Below are 13,704 nucleotides of genomic sequence, written 5' to 3' on the forward strand. Positions count from 1 at the left end.
CGCAAATCAGGCCGACAACGAAGGGAGGAAGCCAAAATCTTGACCACGGCGTAACCGCCGTTCCATACACAAAAGGCGGGTCAATTCTCGGTGGAAATACCGGGTCAGTTCTCAGTGAAAATCAACAACCTGCTTGACCTGAGACCCTCAAGCTCCTCCAGATTGTTATAGCGTCTGATATGTTTTGGAGGGCGGACAGTGTCGAGTGTGCCGGGTCAAAGAAAGAACGGATCATCGAAGTATGAGAGGCGCAAGGTGATTAAGTTTGGTTAATCAGCAGGCACAATCATGAACGATTGGCGGGGCAAAGTACGCGCCATTGTCAAGCGGAAGGGGTTTTCTTTGCGTGAAGTCAGCCTGCGCATGGGGCGAAGTGAGGGTTATTTAAAAGTGCTTTTGGCTCGCGAAAATGACCCGGGTGTAGATACCCTCTCCAAGCTTTGTAAGGTTCTGGCCGTTCCAGTTTCTTCAGTCATTGATGACGTGCCCGAGAACCCAGAGGCGCTCGAATTTGCGCGCTGTTTCGAAAAACTTACGGATGATCAGAGGACGGCCATCAAGACAATCATGGAAGCCATGGCGGCGGGCAATCAGACCTAAGCAGAGCACTCATCCTGGGATGTTGGGCTCGGGCCGAAAGCCGCCGATAGACCCGTACCCGGATTCGTATAAATTGGGGTATGGAACACGGTCCCTCGGTTCCCACCACGGAACGGGTGGAACCCCAGCTTCCATTCGGTCTACATTGAAAAGCCGCAAGAAACACGGCCCAGGGAACCGGGGACCAACTCCCCTGCCCTGTTCCCGGCTTTAAGCCGCATAAGGGCTGTCTTGAAAGCGCTTTTTCATCCGGCCAGGCGACAATCAGGCACGCCGTGCCATCCGAACCTGCGCCAGGAGTATTTCAACGGCGCGTTAAACACCCCTCAAATCCGCACAAAACCGCCAAATACCATCCATTCCCGGATAATCCCGCTTAAGCCCTTAAGGCCACTCGTTCCTGCGCGTTACAGAACCATCCTCTCCTCATTCTTCAAAAGCAGCCTTGAGAGTTCGGAACGCATACGCCGCCGCCAGAGGGACCACTCCGTTACCGGCTGCCGTGTATCGCTCCATCCGATCGGCCACCCCATGATCCAGTCCGAAAAGTTCGGGTTGAAGGTCCATTCGCCGGGCGAGAACCGCGTCCCAGGCCGCAAGGTCGCATGGAGCGGGCGCGAACAGGGGTAAACCAGCGTCCCGGCCGGCTTCAGGCCAAACGCCTTCACCAGGCTGAAGAACAGCGTCCAGATCCGTGCGGTCTGACCCAGGGCATGCTGGCTCCCGGTCTGGTCCACTGCTGGCAGGAAAGCGAGCCGGTTGTCCTTCAGGCGGATGGTCGACACCGAAGCCGACCACCAGAATGGCGATGAAGAAACACATGCCAGCCCAATAGACGCGCAACACAAGGCTAGCCGGCGGCACTCGCAGCCTGCTGATCCAGGCCGGCCGGACCGGTGAACCTCCACGGGACGGCCGCTTTCCGGCCAAACCGGATGGCGGCTCCCCCGGCCGGCTATTTTGTTCACGTGTCATCTGAGCGATCCAAACGCAGGCACCGGCCCATCGGCGCATATCCCCCCGGTGTTTTCAACCCGGACAATTTCGGCCCGGGAGGCCGGCAACAGAAAGCGCTCAAAGTCCGGCAAGACACCTGCCCCGCTCGCGATGGATGGACCGGCGAAGGGAGCCTGCGTCTTTTTTCGGCGCCTTTTCGGGCATGGATAGGGTGTCTGCACGCGGACCAGCACCAAGGTGCTGCCGGATCCCTTACCGGCGGGCGGCGGTCCGCGGCCGATCCGCGACCGCCTCGATCCGGCCGAGAAAATCGGACAGCCAGGCGACCTCACGGATGTAGAGCTCAAGGCTGATCGAGGCGAGTTCCATCAACAGCGCCTGCGGGTTGTCGTTGTCGAACCCGGTCCTGTTCAGAAACGCGCGGTATTCAGGCCTCAATGCATGGGGGATGTGCATGCCCGTTCTCCGGTCTCGGTGATCACACTCCTGCGGCGACAAGATACCGGCTGCCAGGGCGTGATCTTGGACCGGCGCGGCGGTTCGACCGACTGTCAGTTCTGACATTTCCGCGTTATCCCCGCAGTTCATCCCAATCCTGCAAAAGCTGATTTCGCGCTTGCATCCGCAGCCCGAAGCCGGAACGGCTGGTCTCGGGCGGGTGTTTGCGCTACAGCGCTGACAATTGCAACAACGGACCTGCGTCATGCCCAAAGCCCAGCGCGACCTCCCATTTGCCCCGTTATCCGAGGCGTTCGCCCAGAACCCCTATCCGTTTTACGCGGCCCTTCGGGACACACCGGGCCTGACCTATTTCGAGGATTTCGATGTCTGGCTCGCGGCCCGGTTCGACGATGTAACGCGGATCGTCACGGACAACCGCATGGTGCGATCGATGGAGCATATCGCGGCTCCGGAGGAGGTGGCGGCCCAGAAGCGGGCCGGCAACTGGCACGATATGCCCCATCACGCGCGCTTCGTACAATTCTCCCTGCTCGACAGCGACGGCGAGGTGCACGACCGGTTGCGGAAACAGGTTTTCAAGCTGTTCACACCGGTCATGGTCGGCCGGTTACGGGACGAGATCCAGGCCTATGTCGACGGGCTGATTGGCGCTTTGTGCGACCGGACCGAGATCGACTTCGTCGAAGATCTGGCGGCCCATGTTCCCGGCCATATCATCGGACGGATCCTGGGTGTGCCCGATGAGGATTGCCCGCGCTTGCGCGTCTGGTCGGAAAACATCGTCCAATATTTCGACATCGACCGGTCCAACGAGCGCAAGGCGCTGGCCGAGCGCAACACGACCGAGTTCTATCTCTACCTGGACGAGCTGAAACGCGAACGGGAGCGGGCCCCCAGGGAAGACCTGTTGTCCCAGATGATCGCATCCCAGCGCGCCGGCCATATGAGTGACGACGAGTTCATCTCGACGGCCATGCTCATCCTCATGGCGGGTCACGGCTCGACCATCGATGTGCTGGGCAGCGGCCTGCACGCCCTTTTGACCTTTCCGGAGGAAATGCGCCGGCTGAGAACCGATGGCGGGTTGATGAAAACCGCGGTCCAGGAGATGTTCCGCTACGAATCCCCGCTGCCCTTCTTTCACCGCTACGCCACGGAAGAGGTGGACATCGCGGGCCAGGTTTTCCCGCGCGGCACGAAATTCGGCGTGCTCTACGGCTCGGCTAACCGGGACCCCGCGCAGTTTCCCGACGCGGACCGGTTCGATGCGGGACGTACGCCGAACTGGCACATTGCGTTCGGGCGCGGCGCCCATTTCTGCCTCGGCAATCATCTGGCCCGGCTCGACATGGACATCATCTTCTCGACGCTTCTCAAACGCTTCAAGACAATCGAGCTCACCGAACCCGAGGTCGTCTACAAGCGGGGACTGTCGGTGCGCGGACCTGAGGCCTTGAAGATCCACTGGCAACCTGCGTAATTGTCAAAATATGCAATTGCCGCAACTGCATGCCGAACGCATCGCAGCTCCCCGAAGGACAAGATGTCATGCCCCGTTTCCCAAAAGCCGTTATGGTGCTTCCTGTTCTGGCACTTCCCGGTCTGCTGATCGGCCTTGCAAACGCCGGGCATGCGGACAGCTTCGAATTGGGTCCGCGCCCGGCATGGCTTGTGAGCCAGATGGACGATAGCCCGTTGAAGGAAAAACTGGCTGCGTGTCTGGGACAGAACGTCAAGCGGACCAGCTTTTCCATCGGGCATCGCGGCGCGCCATTGCAGTTTCCAGAACACACCGAGGAAAGCTACCGCGCGGCAGCCTTGATGGGCGCTGGGATCCTTGAATGCGATGTGACCTTCACAAAGGACAAGGAACTGGTCTGCCGGCACGCCCAGAACGATCTCCACACCACCACCAACATTCTGGCCACCGGCCTTGCCAGCCAATGCACGCGCGGATTCTCACCGGCGATCGGGGACACCAATGCCAGTGCGGAGTGCAGGACCACCGATCTGACCTTGAGCGAATTCCGTACGCTTGACGGGAAAATGGATGCCGCGAACCGGCGTGCCTCAACCGTGGACCAATACATGGACGGCACGGCCGGATGGCGGACCGATCTCTATGCCGGATCGGGAACGTTGATGACCCATGCGGAATCGATCGCCCTGTTCAAGTCGCTTGGCACGAAGTTTACGCCCGAACTCAAATCCCCGGTGGTCGAGATGCCCTTCAATGGGTTTTCACAGCAAGACTACGCGCAAAAGCTGATCGACGAATACAAAGCCGCCGGCATCCCGCCGGAAGATGTCTTTCCGCAATCGTTCAACTTGAACGATGTCCTCTACTGGATCGAAAACGAACCCGAATTCGGCAAGCAGGCGGTTTACCTCGACGGCCGCTTCTCGCGGGACGGATTCGATCCGCAAAACCCGGACACGCTGTCCCCGACCATGCAGGAACTGAAGGCGATGGGCGTCAATTACCTGGCGCCCCCGCTCTGGGTTCTCCTGACGAATGAAGACGGACGGATCGCGCCTTCCAACTATGCCAAGGCGGCAAGGGACGCAGGCTTGACGCTGATCACTTGGACGCTCGAACGGTCCGGCCCGCTGGACAATGGGGGTGGCTGGTTCTTCCAGAGCGTTGCCGACTTGATCGACAGTGACGGAAAAGTGTTTGAGGTGGTCGATGTCCTCGCCCGCGAGGTTGGCGTCACTGGACTGTTTTCGGACTGGCCCGCCACCACGAGCTTCTATGCGTCTTGCATGGGCCTGGACTGACTGGCGAGCGGCGTGCGCCGGTCGCTGACAAGCCCGGCGCACTCCAGCCTACAGGTTGGCAGTGCTATCGGTCAGCGGGCAAAGGCTGGGCCCGGCCCAACCCGGCATCATAATGATTTCAGTCTATTAGAGAATTGCCAAGCTATCTGTCTCGGCACCGTTGCGGATCAACGGACCTGATCGAGAATGCGTTTGCACTCCAGAAGTTCGAACAGCGTCGATTGAAGCCGGCGGACCTCGTCCTTGCTGAGCTTCTGGGGCCCCTTGAAATCGGCTTCGGGCTCCTTTTCACCACGGAGCCGGTCGATGAACCGGAACCCGCTGTATTTTTGCGGAGCGGCGTTGTCCGGTTCCCGGTCCGGCAGGACGCCACGCGGAAGCGGTTCCATGTCGTTTTCCGCGTCGGCAGTTGGGTCTGCGTCGGACACCGGTTCGGCCTCGCGCGCAATCACCGGAACCGGAAGCCCGTCTTCCTTCCAGACCTGCATGACGAACCGGACGCCTTGCTCCTTCAGGATCCGCTGGGCACCCTTGATCGTGTAACCTTCGCCATAGAGCAAGTGACGAATACCGCGCAGCAATTCGACGTCATCGGGGCGGTAGTAACGGCGGCCACCGCCGCGCTTGAGGGGCTTGATTTGGGAAAAGCGGGTTTCCCAGAAACGCAGGACATGTTGGGGAAGATCGAGGTCTTCGGCAACTTCACTGATGGTGCGAAAGGCGTCCGGACTTTTATCCGTCGTCGTCATGGGCCAAGGCCGTTATAAATAAAAAATCAGGAAGAAGGAGTGCCCGCAAGCGCGTCGTTAATGCGCTGTTTCAGGACATTGCTTGGCTTGAATACCATCACACGCCGCGGAGAGATGGGAACCTCTTCTCCAGTTTTGGGGTTACGGCCAATCCGCTCACCTTTCGAGCGCACGACGAAGGAACCGAACGATGACAGCTTCACGGATTCACCGGTGACCAGACAGTCTGAAATCTCCGACAAAACCCGCTCCACTAACTCGGACGACTCGGTTCGTGAAAGGCCGACCTTTTGATATACAGCCTCGCACAAATCCGCGCGAGTGATTGTCCTGCCGCCCATATCCCCTCCTCGGCCAATACGCCTTCGATCTGGCTGATTTTGCTAGAGAACTCCTCGAGAGACCTTACGGTATTGCCTCCCGGCGGACCGGTCAACTCCATCTGAGCGATTCGTGAAAATTGCGCTGAGTTGCGGCAAGCCCGCCTACCAGCGCAGCAGAACCGATCCCCAGGTAAATCCGCCCCCCATGGCCTCCAGCATGACGAGATCACCTGGCTTCACCCGTCCGTCGCGCACCGCAGTATCCACCGCAAGCGGTATTGAGGCCGCCGATGTATTTCCATGCCATTGAACAGTGGTGACCACTTTCGCCGGATCTATCGACAGCTTTTTGGCGCTTGCATCAATAATACGCTTGTTCGCCTGATGAGGGATGAACCAATCGAGATCTTCGGCCGTTGTCCCGGTCGCGGTGAATGCGTCTTCGATCACATCGGTGATCATGCCAACCGCGTGTTTGAATACTTCGCGCCCCTCCATCCGCAAATGGCCGACCGTTTGCGTCGACGAAGGGCCACCATCCACAAAAAGCTTGTCCTTGTGACGCCCGTCGGACCGCAAATGCGTCGTCAATATGCCGGTATCGGCAACCGTTCCTTCACCTTCCCCGGCCTCCAGCACCAGCGCGCCGGCACCATCACCGAACAAAACGCATGTCGTACGGTCATTCCAGTCGAGGATTCGGGAAAAAGTCTCGGCCCCGATGACGAGACACTTCCTGGACAAGCCGGACCTTATATAGGCGTCGGCCGTGGCCATCGCATAAACGAAGCCCGAACAAACGGCATGCACGTCGAAGGCCGCACCGTGATAGATGCCCAACCTGGACTGAACGGTGACCGCGGTCGCGGGAAACGTGTTGTCGGGTGTCGCGGTGGCAAGGATGATCGTGTCGATTTCCTGCGCATCCATTCCCGCGTTGAGAAGTGCAGCTTTCGCCGCTTCCACCGCGAGATCGGAGGTCACCTCCCCATCCGCCGCAATGTGGCGCTGCTTGATGCCCGTCCGCTGGACGATCCATTCATCGGAGGTATCGACCATCGCCGACAACTCCTCGTTGGTCAGACACCTGCCCGGCAAATAACTGCCGCAGCCGCGAACGATCGACCGGATTACCGTCACAAATCACCTTCTAGAACTGGGGCGGCCGCGGCGTAGCGCCCGCGATGATAATGCACGAGATCCTGCGCGATCTTGTGCGTGAGTTCGTTTCGGACCATGTCATAGGCAAGATCGATGGCGGCTGCAAAGCCTTCCGCGTCGGTTCCGCCATGGCTTTTAATGACAATGCCGTTCAGCCCCAGAAAAACACCGCCATTGACCTTTCGCGGATCCATTTTCTCGCGCAAACGATCGAAGGCGCTCTTAGCGAACAGATAACCGATCCTCGACATGAGGGTTCGACTCATCGCCGAGCGCAGGTATCCACCGATTTGCTTGGCGGTCCCCTCGGCGGTCTTCAGGGCGATATTTCCGGCAAACCCTTCCGTAACGACCACATCCACAGTGCCTTTCCCGAGGTCATCGCCTTCGACGAAGCCGGAATAGGACAAGGAGCGAAGCGGCGTTTCACGCAAAAGGCGGCCAGCGGTGCGGACTTCCTCCAGCCCCTTGACCTCCTCCACCCCGATGTTGAGCAGGCCGACGGTGGGTTTTTCGATTCCGAACAGAGCCCGCGCCATTGCGCCGCCCAATATCGCGAAATCTATCAGTTGCTGCGCGTCCGCGCCGATGGTCGCCCCGACATCGAGTACGATGGATTCGCCCCGCGAGGTCGGCCAGATCGCGGCGATCGCCGGCCGCTCGATATTGGCCATGGTGCGCAAACAGAATTTCGACATGGCCATCAAGGCACCGGTGTTGCCCGCCGACACGGCAACAGAAGCCTCGCCGGTCTTCACCGCCTCGATCGACCGCCACATGCTGGACCGCCAGCGTCCCTGCCGCAGGGCCTGACTGGGCTTGGTGTCCATCGCGATGGCGACATCGCAGTGGATCAGGCTGGAGGCTGCCTTCAACCTTGGATAGCGATCCAGAATCGGCCGGACAACCTTTTCATTACCAAAGATCTGAAACCGGATGTCGGGATGCCGCACCAAGGCAATTTCCGCACCGGGGATGACCACTTCCGCACCGTGGTCCCCGCCCATAGCATCGAGGGATATTGGTATGGTTTTCGCCATCAAACAGATCTTTTTGAAATCTCGGCCGGGAGAGGTAACACCGGCTCAGTCGCCCGTACTTCATTCAGGCCAACCGGCACCGACGCGCTGTGAACCGGCGCGAACATACCCTTTTCGCACGCTGAGACAACCGTTTTCCAAAGATGACCGGGATGTTTTCCAGCCTGAGGTGACCTCAATGGGCAGGCCCATCCTTCAACTTGGCGAGAACAGCGAAGGGAGACGGTCGGCCCTCCCCTCTCCCGTCTACCGTCTCATCGGCTGTTTCATCGGCGGGGAGCGCGGTTTCGAAGGCAACGCCCGGCTTGCGCGGGAAAGGATCGATGTTCAAGGCCAGTTGCTCGCACAACACGGCGCCCAGGTCGATCCGGCCATTCTCGATGACATCGGGAGGATCGATGCTGTCCAGTTGCAACTCTATCTCCCCGTCGTCGTTCAGGTCGCCATCTTTTCGCGGGCGCTTGGGCAGAGGTTCGAACGTGCGGTCGATCCCGTCGGCCAGCTTCTGCTCGAAGGTTTCCAAAGTGACGCCGCACTTTTGAATCAGACGCGCATGCAAGGTGCCCGTGACCCGGATGCCTGCTTTCCGCCAGGGGGTGAGCTTGAGATCGGCATGGATTTCCGGGAGTTCTTCCAGTTCATAGCGGCGCGCGATCAAGGTCCGCGCCTCAGCGGAAGGCTCAACCCGCACATGACCGGTCGTGCTGGCAACGCGCTCGGCTTCGACGCAATAGGAATAGGGAAATAGGCTGTCGCTCATCGTGGCGCTTTCGTTCTCAACCGGTTGCGAAGGCCTTGGCATCCGGCCAGGTCATTTTGGCTGCCATCAGGTCTCCGGCCGGCACTTCCGAGAGCATCCGGCCTGCTTCAATCATATAATCAGCCAGCTGGTCCTGTGCCACCGGGTTCGGCGTTTCGGGAAAGACATTGCGCCCGATCGCCTCGGCCAAGCTCGTGCGGTCCTGGTCGTCCAATGCCGTGCTGTAGGCTTCCGCACGACCATAAAACGCCTCTCCCATGGCACGGACCTTCTTCGGCACCCGGGTGTCGCTGATGCCCATCTCCCGCAAAGACCCCTCCATGTCGGCGACAAAATAGTCGAACACCTCCTGGGAGAATTTGGCAACCTCCTTGCCCTCCCCCCGCAAGCGACGGAAAAATAGGACCGAATGGATCAGGAGAATGTCGAAACGTCCGTCAATCGTATCGGGGACACCGAGATCGGCATAAAAGGCCGGTTGCCGCGCTTGAGCCACGATTTCATTGTAAGCGCTCACCGCAGCCTTGCCGGGAGGGCGTTTAAACAAGCCGAAGAGCATCCTCGTCTCCTTGAATACTGTGTTGCCATGGCCCCTATCCCACGCTAGGGACTTTGCCAAGACAGGATGAATCGACTGCCACCGGCGACAGGCATCGGCACCAAGGAAGACACGCATGAAATTCAAAGCCCACGCCATCATCCTCCCACTGGTTCTCGCGCTGCCCCTGGGCGGCTGTTTCACCACGACCTACACCCGGGGCCATGTGATCACCGAGAGCATGCTGTCTCAGGTTCAGGTTGGCTCCAGCAAGGAACAGGTGCAACTTGTTCTAGGGTCGCCGTCCACCGTCTCCAGTCTGGATGGCGAGGCGTATTATTATATCTCACAAAAAACATCCACGACCGCGTTTTTCGAGCCGGATGTGGTCGATCAACGCGTCGTCGCCGTTTACTTCGACGAGGATGGCTATGTGCGCGACCTTGCGAATTACGGTCTTGAAGACGGTCAGGTGGTTGACTTCCTGAACCGCGAGACCCGGACCGGCGGGCGCGACTACGGCTTCTTGACCCAGATCATGCGCGGCGTTCAGAACCCGAGCCTGGGTCTTTGATGACGGTAGAGCGCATCTGAAAGAGAGTGCGTCTGAAAGTCAAAACCCGGAGACCTGCTCCGGGTTTTGTGTTTTTCAGGACCCCAGCGGTCAGTGGGCCATCACCGCGAGCAGCAACAGGGCCACGATGTTGGTGATCTTGATCATCGGATTGACGGCGGGACCCGCCGTATCCTTGTAGGGATCGCCAACCGTGTCCCCGGTGACGGAAGCCTTGTGGGCATCCGACCCCTTGTGATGGGTCACACCGTCCTTGTCGATGAATCCGTCCTCGAAGGACTTCTTGGCGTTGTCCCAAGCCCCGCCGCCAGCCGTCATGGAAATCGCGACGAACAGGCCCGTGACGATGACACCGAGCAGCATGGCCCCGAGCGCGGCGAAGGCATCGGACGGTGTCGCCACCAGCCAGACCACCCCAAAGACCACGATCGGCGACAGCACCGGCAAGAGGGACGGCACAATCATTTCCCGGATCGCCGCTTTGGTCAGCATGTCCACGGCCCGGCCGTAATCCGGCCGTTCAGTGCCCGCCATGATGCCAGGCTTCTCCTTGAACTGACGTCGGACCTCCTCGACAACGGCTCCGGCCGCACGGCCGACCGCGGTCATCGAGATGCCGCCGAACAGATACGGCAACAGCCCTCCGAACAGCAGCCCCGACACCACATAGGGATTGGAGAGTGTGAAGAGCGTGTCGACATCGATGCCCTTGAAAATCGATCCCTCCGCCGCATTTAAACTGAAGTAGCGAAGGTCCTCCATATAGGCGGCGAACAGAACCAGCGCGCCCAGTCCTGCAGAGCCGATGGCATAGCCCTTTGTCACCGCTTTGGTGGTGTTGCCGACCGCATCCAGCGCATCGGTTGTCGAGCGGACCTCCTCCGGCAGGTTGGCCATTTCGGCAATTCCGCCCGCGTTGTCCGTCACCGGCCCAAAGGCGTCCAGCGCGACGACCATGCCCGCCAAAGCCAGCATCGTGGTGACCGCAATGGCGATGCCGAACAGGCCAGCCAGGGCATGTGTCACGAGGATGCCCGCGATGATGATCAAGGCGGGCAGTGCGGTTGCCTCCAGCGATACGGCCAGACCCTGGATCACATTCGTGCCGTGACCGGTCACCGAGGCCTGTGCGATGGAACGCACCGGCCGGAAACTGGTTCCCGTATAGTATTCGGTTACCCAGATGATCAGCCCGGTCACGATGAGACCAACCAGGCCGCAATAGAACAGATGGCGGGCGGTAAACGTTGTTCCATCGGTTGTGGTGTACGTGCTGTCAAATCCCAGCCAGAAGAACGCGATGAGAAACAGCGCCACGGCCGAAAGGAGCGCCGTTGCGACAAACCCGCGATAAAGCGCACCCATGATGGAATTGTTCGTTCCCAGCTTGACGAAGAAGGTTCCAATGATCGAGGTGACGACACAAGCCGCCCCGATCACCATCGGCAGCAGCATGAGTTCGATCGCTACCTCGCCTGTGAAAAAGATCGAGGCAAGGACCATGGTGGCCACGACCGTGACCGCGTAGGTCTCGAACAAATCGGCCGCCATCCCCGCACAGTCGCCGACATTGTCGCCGACATTGTCGGCAATCGTGGCCGGATTGCGGGGATCGTCTTCGGGAATACCTGCTTCGACCTTGCCGACCAGATCGCCGCCGACATCGGCCCCCTTGGTGAAAATGCCCCCACCCAAACGGGCGAAGATGGAGATCAGGGAAGCGCCGAACCCGAGGGCCACCAGCGAATCGATGACCACGCGATCGCTGGGCGCGTGCCCCAGTCCGCTGGTCAGGATCGTGTAGTAGACCGCAACGCCCAGAAGCGCCAACCCCGCCACAAGCATTCCGGTGACAGCCCCGGAGCGGAAAGCAATCTCGAGGCCCGCCGCAAGGCTCTGACTGGCCGCTTGGGCGGTGCGTACATTGGCTCTCACCGACACCATCATGCCGATATAGCCGGCCGCTCCCGACAAGACGGCGCCGATGAGAAACCCGAAAGCGGCCGGCCCAGACAACAAGACCCAGGCCAGAACGAAAACCGCCGCCCCAACGGCGGCGATTGTGGTGTATTGACGGTTGAGATAGGCCCGGGCGCCTTCCTGGATCGCCCCGGCGATTTCCTGCATCCGGGCATTTCCAGCGTCGGCCGCCATGACGCTCTGGATGGCCCAGGCCCCGTAGGCAATCGACAAGAGCCCGCAGATGATGATCACAAGTTCGGTCATGCTTCCTCCCAAACAGCGGGGAGATCGGTCTTATGATGTTTTCGATCACCCCGATTGCGCCGCCCGGCCCTGAAGGCCTGCGACACTAAATCGCACGATAGCAGCAAAGGTGAGACAGGCGTCAAGGGATCTTGACACATGGACAGGAACTTGCCGTTACGGAATACCGGACCGGACGACCCGGCAAGGCGATGCCACCGCTTTGTTCAAAGCTCCCGGCTCAGACCACGGCCGGCTTTCTCTCGATCATCCAGAGCCAGCCGAGAAGGGCGAAACACAACACAACAAATGGGAAAACCAGCATGTTGATCGTTTCCCACCCGAAAAAGCTCAGCAGCGCGCCGGAGGAGAAGGACGCGGCCGCGACAAATCCGAAGACCAGAAAATCGTTGGTGGCCTGCACCATGTTGCGCTCTTCCGGGCGGTAGGTATCCGTCAACATCGCGGTTGCGCCGATAAAGCCGAAATTCCAGCCGAGCCCCAGCAGAACAAGCGCCGTCCAGAAATGCGCCAGTTCGATCCCCATCAATGCGACGGCCGAACACCCGGCCAGCAGCAGGAGGCCGACCGAAACAATCGTTTCCTTTCCGAACCGGGCAATCAGGTTTCCGGTGAAAAAGCTCGGACCGAACATGGCGATGACGTGCCACTGGATGCCGAGCGCAGCCTGGTTTTCACTAAACCCGCAACCGATCATGGCCAAAGGCGTGGCCGTCATCACCAGGCTCATCAAGGCGTAAGAGCATATGCCGCATGCCACGGCCACGAGGAAGCGCGGTTGCTTCATGATCTCGCCCATGGGCCGGCCGCCGGACTTGGCCGTTTGTTTGGGCGGTCTTGGGATTCGCAGAAAAGACACCACGAAAAAGGCCAGCAGTGAAAGACCGGCTTGGGCAAGATAGGTCCCGGCGAACATGATTGGATCAAACAGATCCTTCGTGAAAATCACGGTTTGCGGACCGACGACCCCAGCCAGCACACCACCTGCCAGGACCCAGGAGATCGCCTTGGGCTTGAAGGCATCGGTGGCCGTATCGGCCGCCGCGAAGCGGTACTGCTGGACGAAGGCCCCGGCAAAACCACCTGCCCAGCAAGCCAGAACGAACAGCACAAAGGAATCCTGGAAGACAGCAAAGGAGGCGACGAGACCGGAGACCGCCGAAAGCAGCGAAGCCCCCATGAAGCCTGCTCTCCGGCCGAAACGGCGCATGATCATGCCGGCCGGCAGGGTGCCAAAAGCAGTCCCTAGAACCATTGCGGAGACCGGCAGGGTGGCAAGGCTCTTGTCCTGTGACAGCATCATGTAACCCACAAGCGGCCCTGTCGCGATCACGATGGACGCAAGCGCACCGCCCATCGCCTGGGCAAATGCCAGCAACAGTGCGTTGCGTTTGGCCAGGCTGTCGTTGAGCGGGAAGTCGGTGTCGGTGCGAACAGTCATGGCTCTGGGCTCTGTGGTCCGGGTTCTTTTCAGGCGCAGATTGGTCCACGCAACGGTTGCGGGCAAGGCTAGTATGAGCCGGGTCAAGCGCG

The 13,704-nt window shown here is 59.8% G+C and carries 14 protein-coding genes; 4 read left to right on the forward strand and 10 right to left on the reverse strand.

Annotated elements, in window-relative coordinates; translation table 11 throughout:
* Positions 1-288 precede the first annotated feature (288 nt).
* On the forward strand, positions 289-600 hold the full coding sequence (locus F0184_RS15705; protein ID WP_150497160.1) for a helix-turn-helix domain-containing protein: 312 nt from the start codon (positions 289-291) through the stop codon (positions 598-600).
* Positions 601-1,007: 407 nt separating this feature from the next.
* Here F0184_RS15705 and F0184_RS15710 read toward each other — a convergent pair whose 3' ends face one another.
* Together F0184_RS15710 and F0184_RS15715 are read right to left on the reverse strand one after the other, a co-directional pair.
* Positions 1,008-1,385, reverse strand: coding sequence for a hypothetical protein (locus tag F0184_RS15710; RefSeq protein ID WP_150497161.1), 378 nt, complete (start codon positions 1,383-1,385; stop codon positions 1,008-1,010).
* Positions 1,386-1,809: 424 nt separating this feature from the next.
* A complete protein-coding gene (locus tag F0184_RS15715) occupies positions 1,810-2,013 on the reverse strand; it encodes a hypothetical protein (protein WP_150497162.1) in 204 nt (67 codons plus the stop codon).
* Between the two features lie 247 nt (positions 2,014-2,260).
* Here F0184_RS15715 and F0184_RS15720 point away from each other — a divergent pair, with 247 nt between their 5' ends.
* Both F0184_RS15720 and F0184_RS15725 read left to right on the forward strand, forming a co-directional pair.
* Positions 2,261-3,499, forward strand: a complete 1,239-nt coding sequence (locus F0184_RS15720; RefSeq protein ID WP_150497163.1) for a cytochrome P450 — start codon at positions 2,261-2,263, stop codon at positions 3,497-3,499.
* 68 nt (positions 3,500-3,567) lie between these two features.
* The gene (locus F0184_RS15725) at positions 3,568-4,800 is read left to right on the forward strand and encodes a glycerophosphodiester phosphodiesterase family protein (RefSeq protein WP_244299240.1); all 1,233 of its coding nucleotides are present in this window, start codon (positions 3,568-3,570) and stop codon (positions 4,798-4,800) included.
* Positions 4,801-4,967: 167 nt separating this feature from the next.
* Here the strand turns inward: F0184_RS15725 and F0184_RS15730 are convergent, their stop codons facing one another.
* The 6 genes from F0184_RS15730 to F0184_RS15755 form a co-directional block, all read right to left on the reverse strand.
* Positions 4,968-5,549, reverse strand: coding sequence for a MerR family transcriptional regulator (locus F0184_RS15730; protein WP_150497164.1), 582 nt, complete (start codon positions 5,547-5,549; stop codon positions 4,968-4,970).
* A gap of 26 nt (positions 5,550-5,575) precedes the next feature.
* Positions 5,576-5,890: an integration host factor subunit alpha gene (locus F0184_RS15735; RefSeq protein WP_150497165.1), complete on the reverse strand. Its 315-nt coding sequence runs from the start codon at positions 5,888-5,890 to the stop codon at positions 5,576-5,578.
* 144 nt (positions 5,891-6,034) lie between these two features.
* On the reverse strand, positions 6,035-7,012 hold the full coding sequence (locus tag F0184_RS15740) for a beta-ketoacyl-ACP synthase III (protein WP_150497166.1): 978 nt from the start codon (positions 7,010-7,012) through the stop codon (positions 6,035-6,037).
* Entirely contained in the window at positions 7,009-8,073 is a 1,065-nt protein-coding gene (gene plsX, locus F0184_RS15745) for a phosphate acyltransferase PlsX (protein ID WP_150497167.1), read from the reverse strand. Before plsX ends, F0184_RS15740 begins: the two co-directional genes overlap by 4 nt.
* 175 nt (positions 8,074-8,248) lie before the next feature.
* Positions 8,249-8,833, reverse strand: coding sequence for a YceD family protein (locus tag F0184_RS15750; RefSeq protein WP_150497168.1), 585 nt, complete (start codon positions 8,831-8,833; stop codon positions 8,249-8,251).
* A gap of 16 nt (positions 8,834-8,849) precedes the next feature.
* Entirely contained in the window at positions 8,850-9,392 is a 543-nt protein-coding gene (locus F0184_RS15755) for a ubiquinol-cytochrome C chaperone family protein (RefSeq protein WP_150497169.1), read from the reverse strand.
* Positions 9,393-9,507: 115 nt separating this feature from the next.
* Between F0184_RS15755 and F0184_RS15760 the strand changes: the two genes are divergently transcribed.
* Positions 9,508-9,945, forward strand: a complete 438-nt coding sequence (locus F0184_RS15760; protein WP_150497170.1) for an outer membrane protein assembly factor BamE — start codon at positions 9,508-9,510, stop codon at positions 9,943-9,945.
* Between the two features lie 90 nt (positions 9,946-10,035).
* Here F0184_RS15760 and F0184_RS15765 read toward each other — a convergent pair whose 3' ends face one another.
* Both F0184_RS15765 and F0184_RS15770 read right to left on the reverse strand, forming a co-directional pair.
* Positions 10,036-12,171: a sodium-translocating pyrophosphatase gene (locus F0184_RS15765; RefSeq protein WP_150497171.1), complete on the reverse strand. Its 2,136-nt coding sequence runs from the start codon at positions 12,169-12,171 to the stop codon at positions 10,036-10,038.
* Between the two features lie 220 nt (positions 12,172-12,391).
* Positions 12,392-13,612, reverse strand: coding sequence for an MFS transporter (locus tag F0184_RS15770; protein ID WP_150497172.1), 1,221 nt, complete (start codon positions 13,610-13,612; stop codon positions 12,392-12,394).
* Positions 13,613-13,704: the final 92 nt, after the last annotated feature.

The organism is Roseibium aquae (assembly GCF_008711285.1).
GTDB classification, from domain to species: domain Bacteria; phylum Pseudomonadota; class Alphaproteobacteria; order Rhizobiales; family Stappiaceae; genus Roseibium; species Roseibium aquae.

Coding starts and splice junctions, on each gene's coding strand:
- F0184_RS15705 (WP_150497160.1), top strand. CDS start 289: ATGAACGATTGGCGGGGCAAAGTACGCGCCATTGTCAAGCGGAAGGGG.
- F0184_RS15715 (WP_150497162.1), bottom strand. CDS start 2,013: ATGCACATCCCCCATGCATTGAGGCCTGAATACCGCGCGTTTCTGAAC.
- F0184_RS15720 (WP_150497163.1), top strand. CDS start 2,261: ATGCCCAAAGCCCAGCGCGACCTCCCATTTGCCCCGTTATCCGAGGCG.
- F0184_RS15725 (WP_244299240.1), top strand. CDS start 3,568: ATGCCCCGTTTCCCAAAAGCCGTTATGGTGCTTCCTGTTCTGGCACTT.
- F0184_RS15730 (WP_150497164.1), bottom strand. CDS start 5,549: ATGACGACGACGGATAAAAGTCCGGACGCCTTTCGCACCATCAGTGAA.
- F0184_RS15735 (WP_150497165.1), bottom strand. CDS start 5,890: ATGGGCGGCAGGACAATCACTCGCGCGGATTTGTGCGAGGCTGTATAT.
- plsX (WP_150497167.1), bottom strand. CDS start 8,073: ATGGCGAAAACCATACCAATATCCCTCGATGCTATGGGCGGGGACCAC.
- F0184_RS15750 (WP_150497168.1), bottom strand. CDS start 8,833: ATGAGCGACAGCCTATTTCCCTATTCCTATTGCGTCGAAGCCGAGCGC.
- F0184_RS15755 (WP_150497169.1), bottom strand. CDS start 9,392: ATGCTCTTCGGCTTGTTTAAACGCCCTCCCGGCAAGGCTGCGGTGAGC.
- F0184_RS15760 (WP_150497170.1), top strand. CDS start 9,508: ATGAAATTCAAAGCCCACGCCATCATCCTCCCACTGGTTCTCGCGCTG.
- F0184_RS15765 (WP_150497171.1), bottom strand. CDS start 12,171: ATGACCGAACTTGTGATCATCATCTGCGGGCTCTTGTCGATTGCCTAC.
- F0184_RS15770 (WP_150497172.1), bottom strand. CDS start 13,612: ATGACTGTTCGCACCGACACCGACTTCCCGCTCAACGACAGCCTGGCC.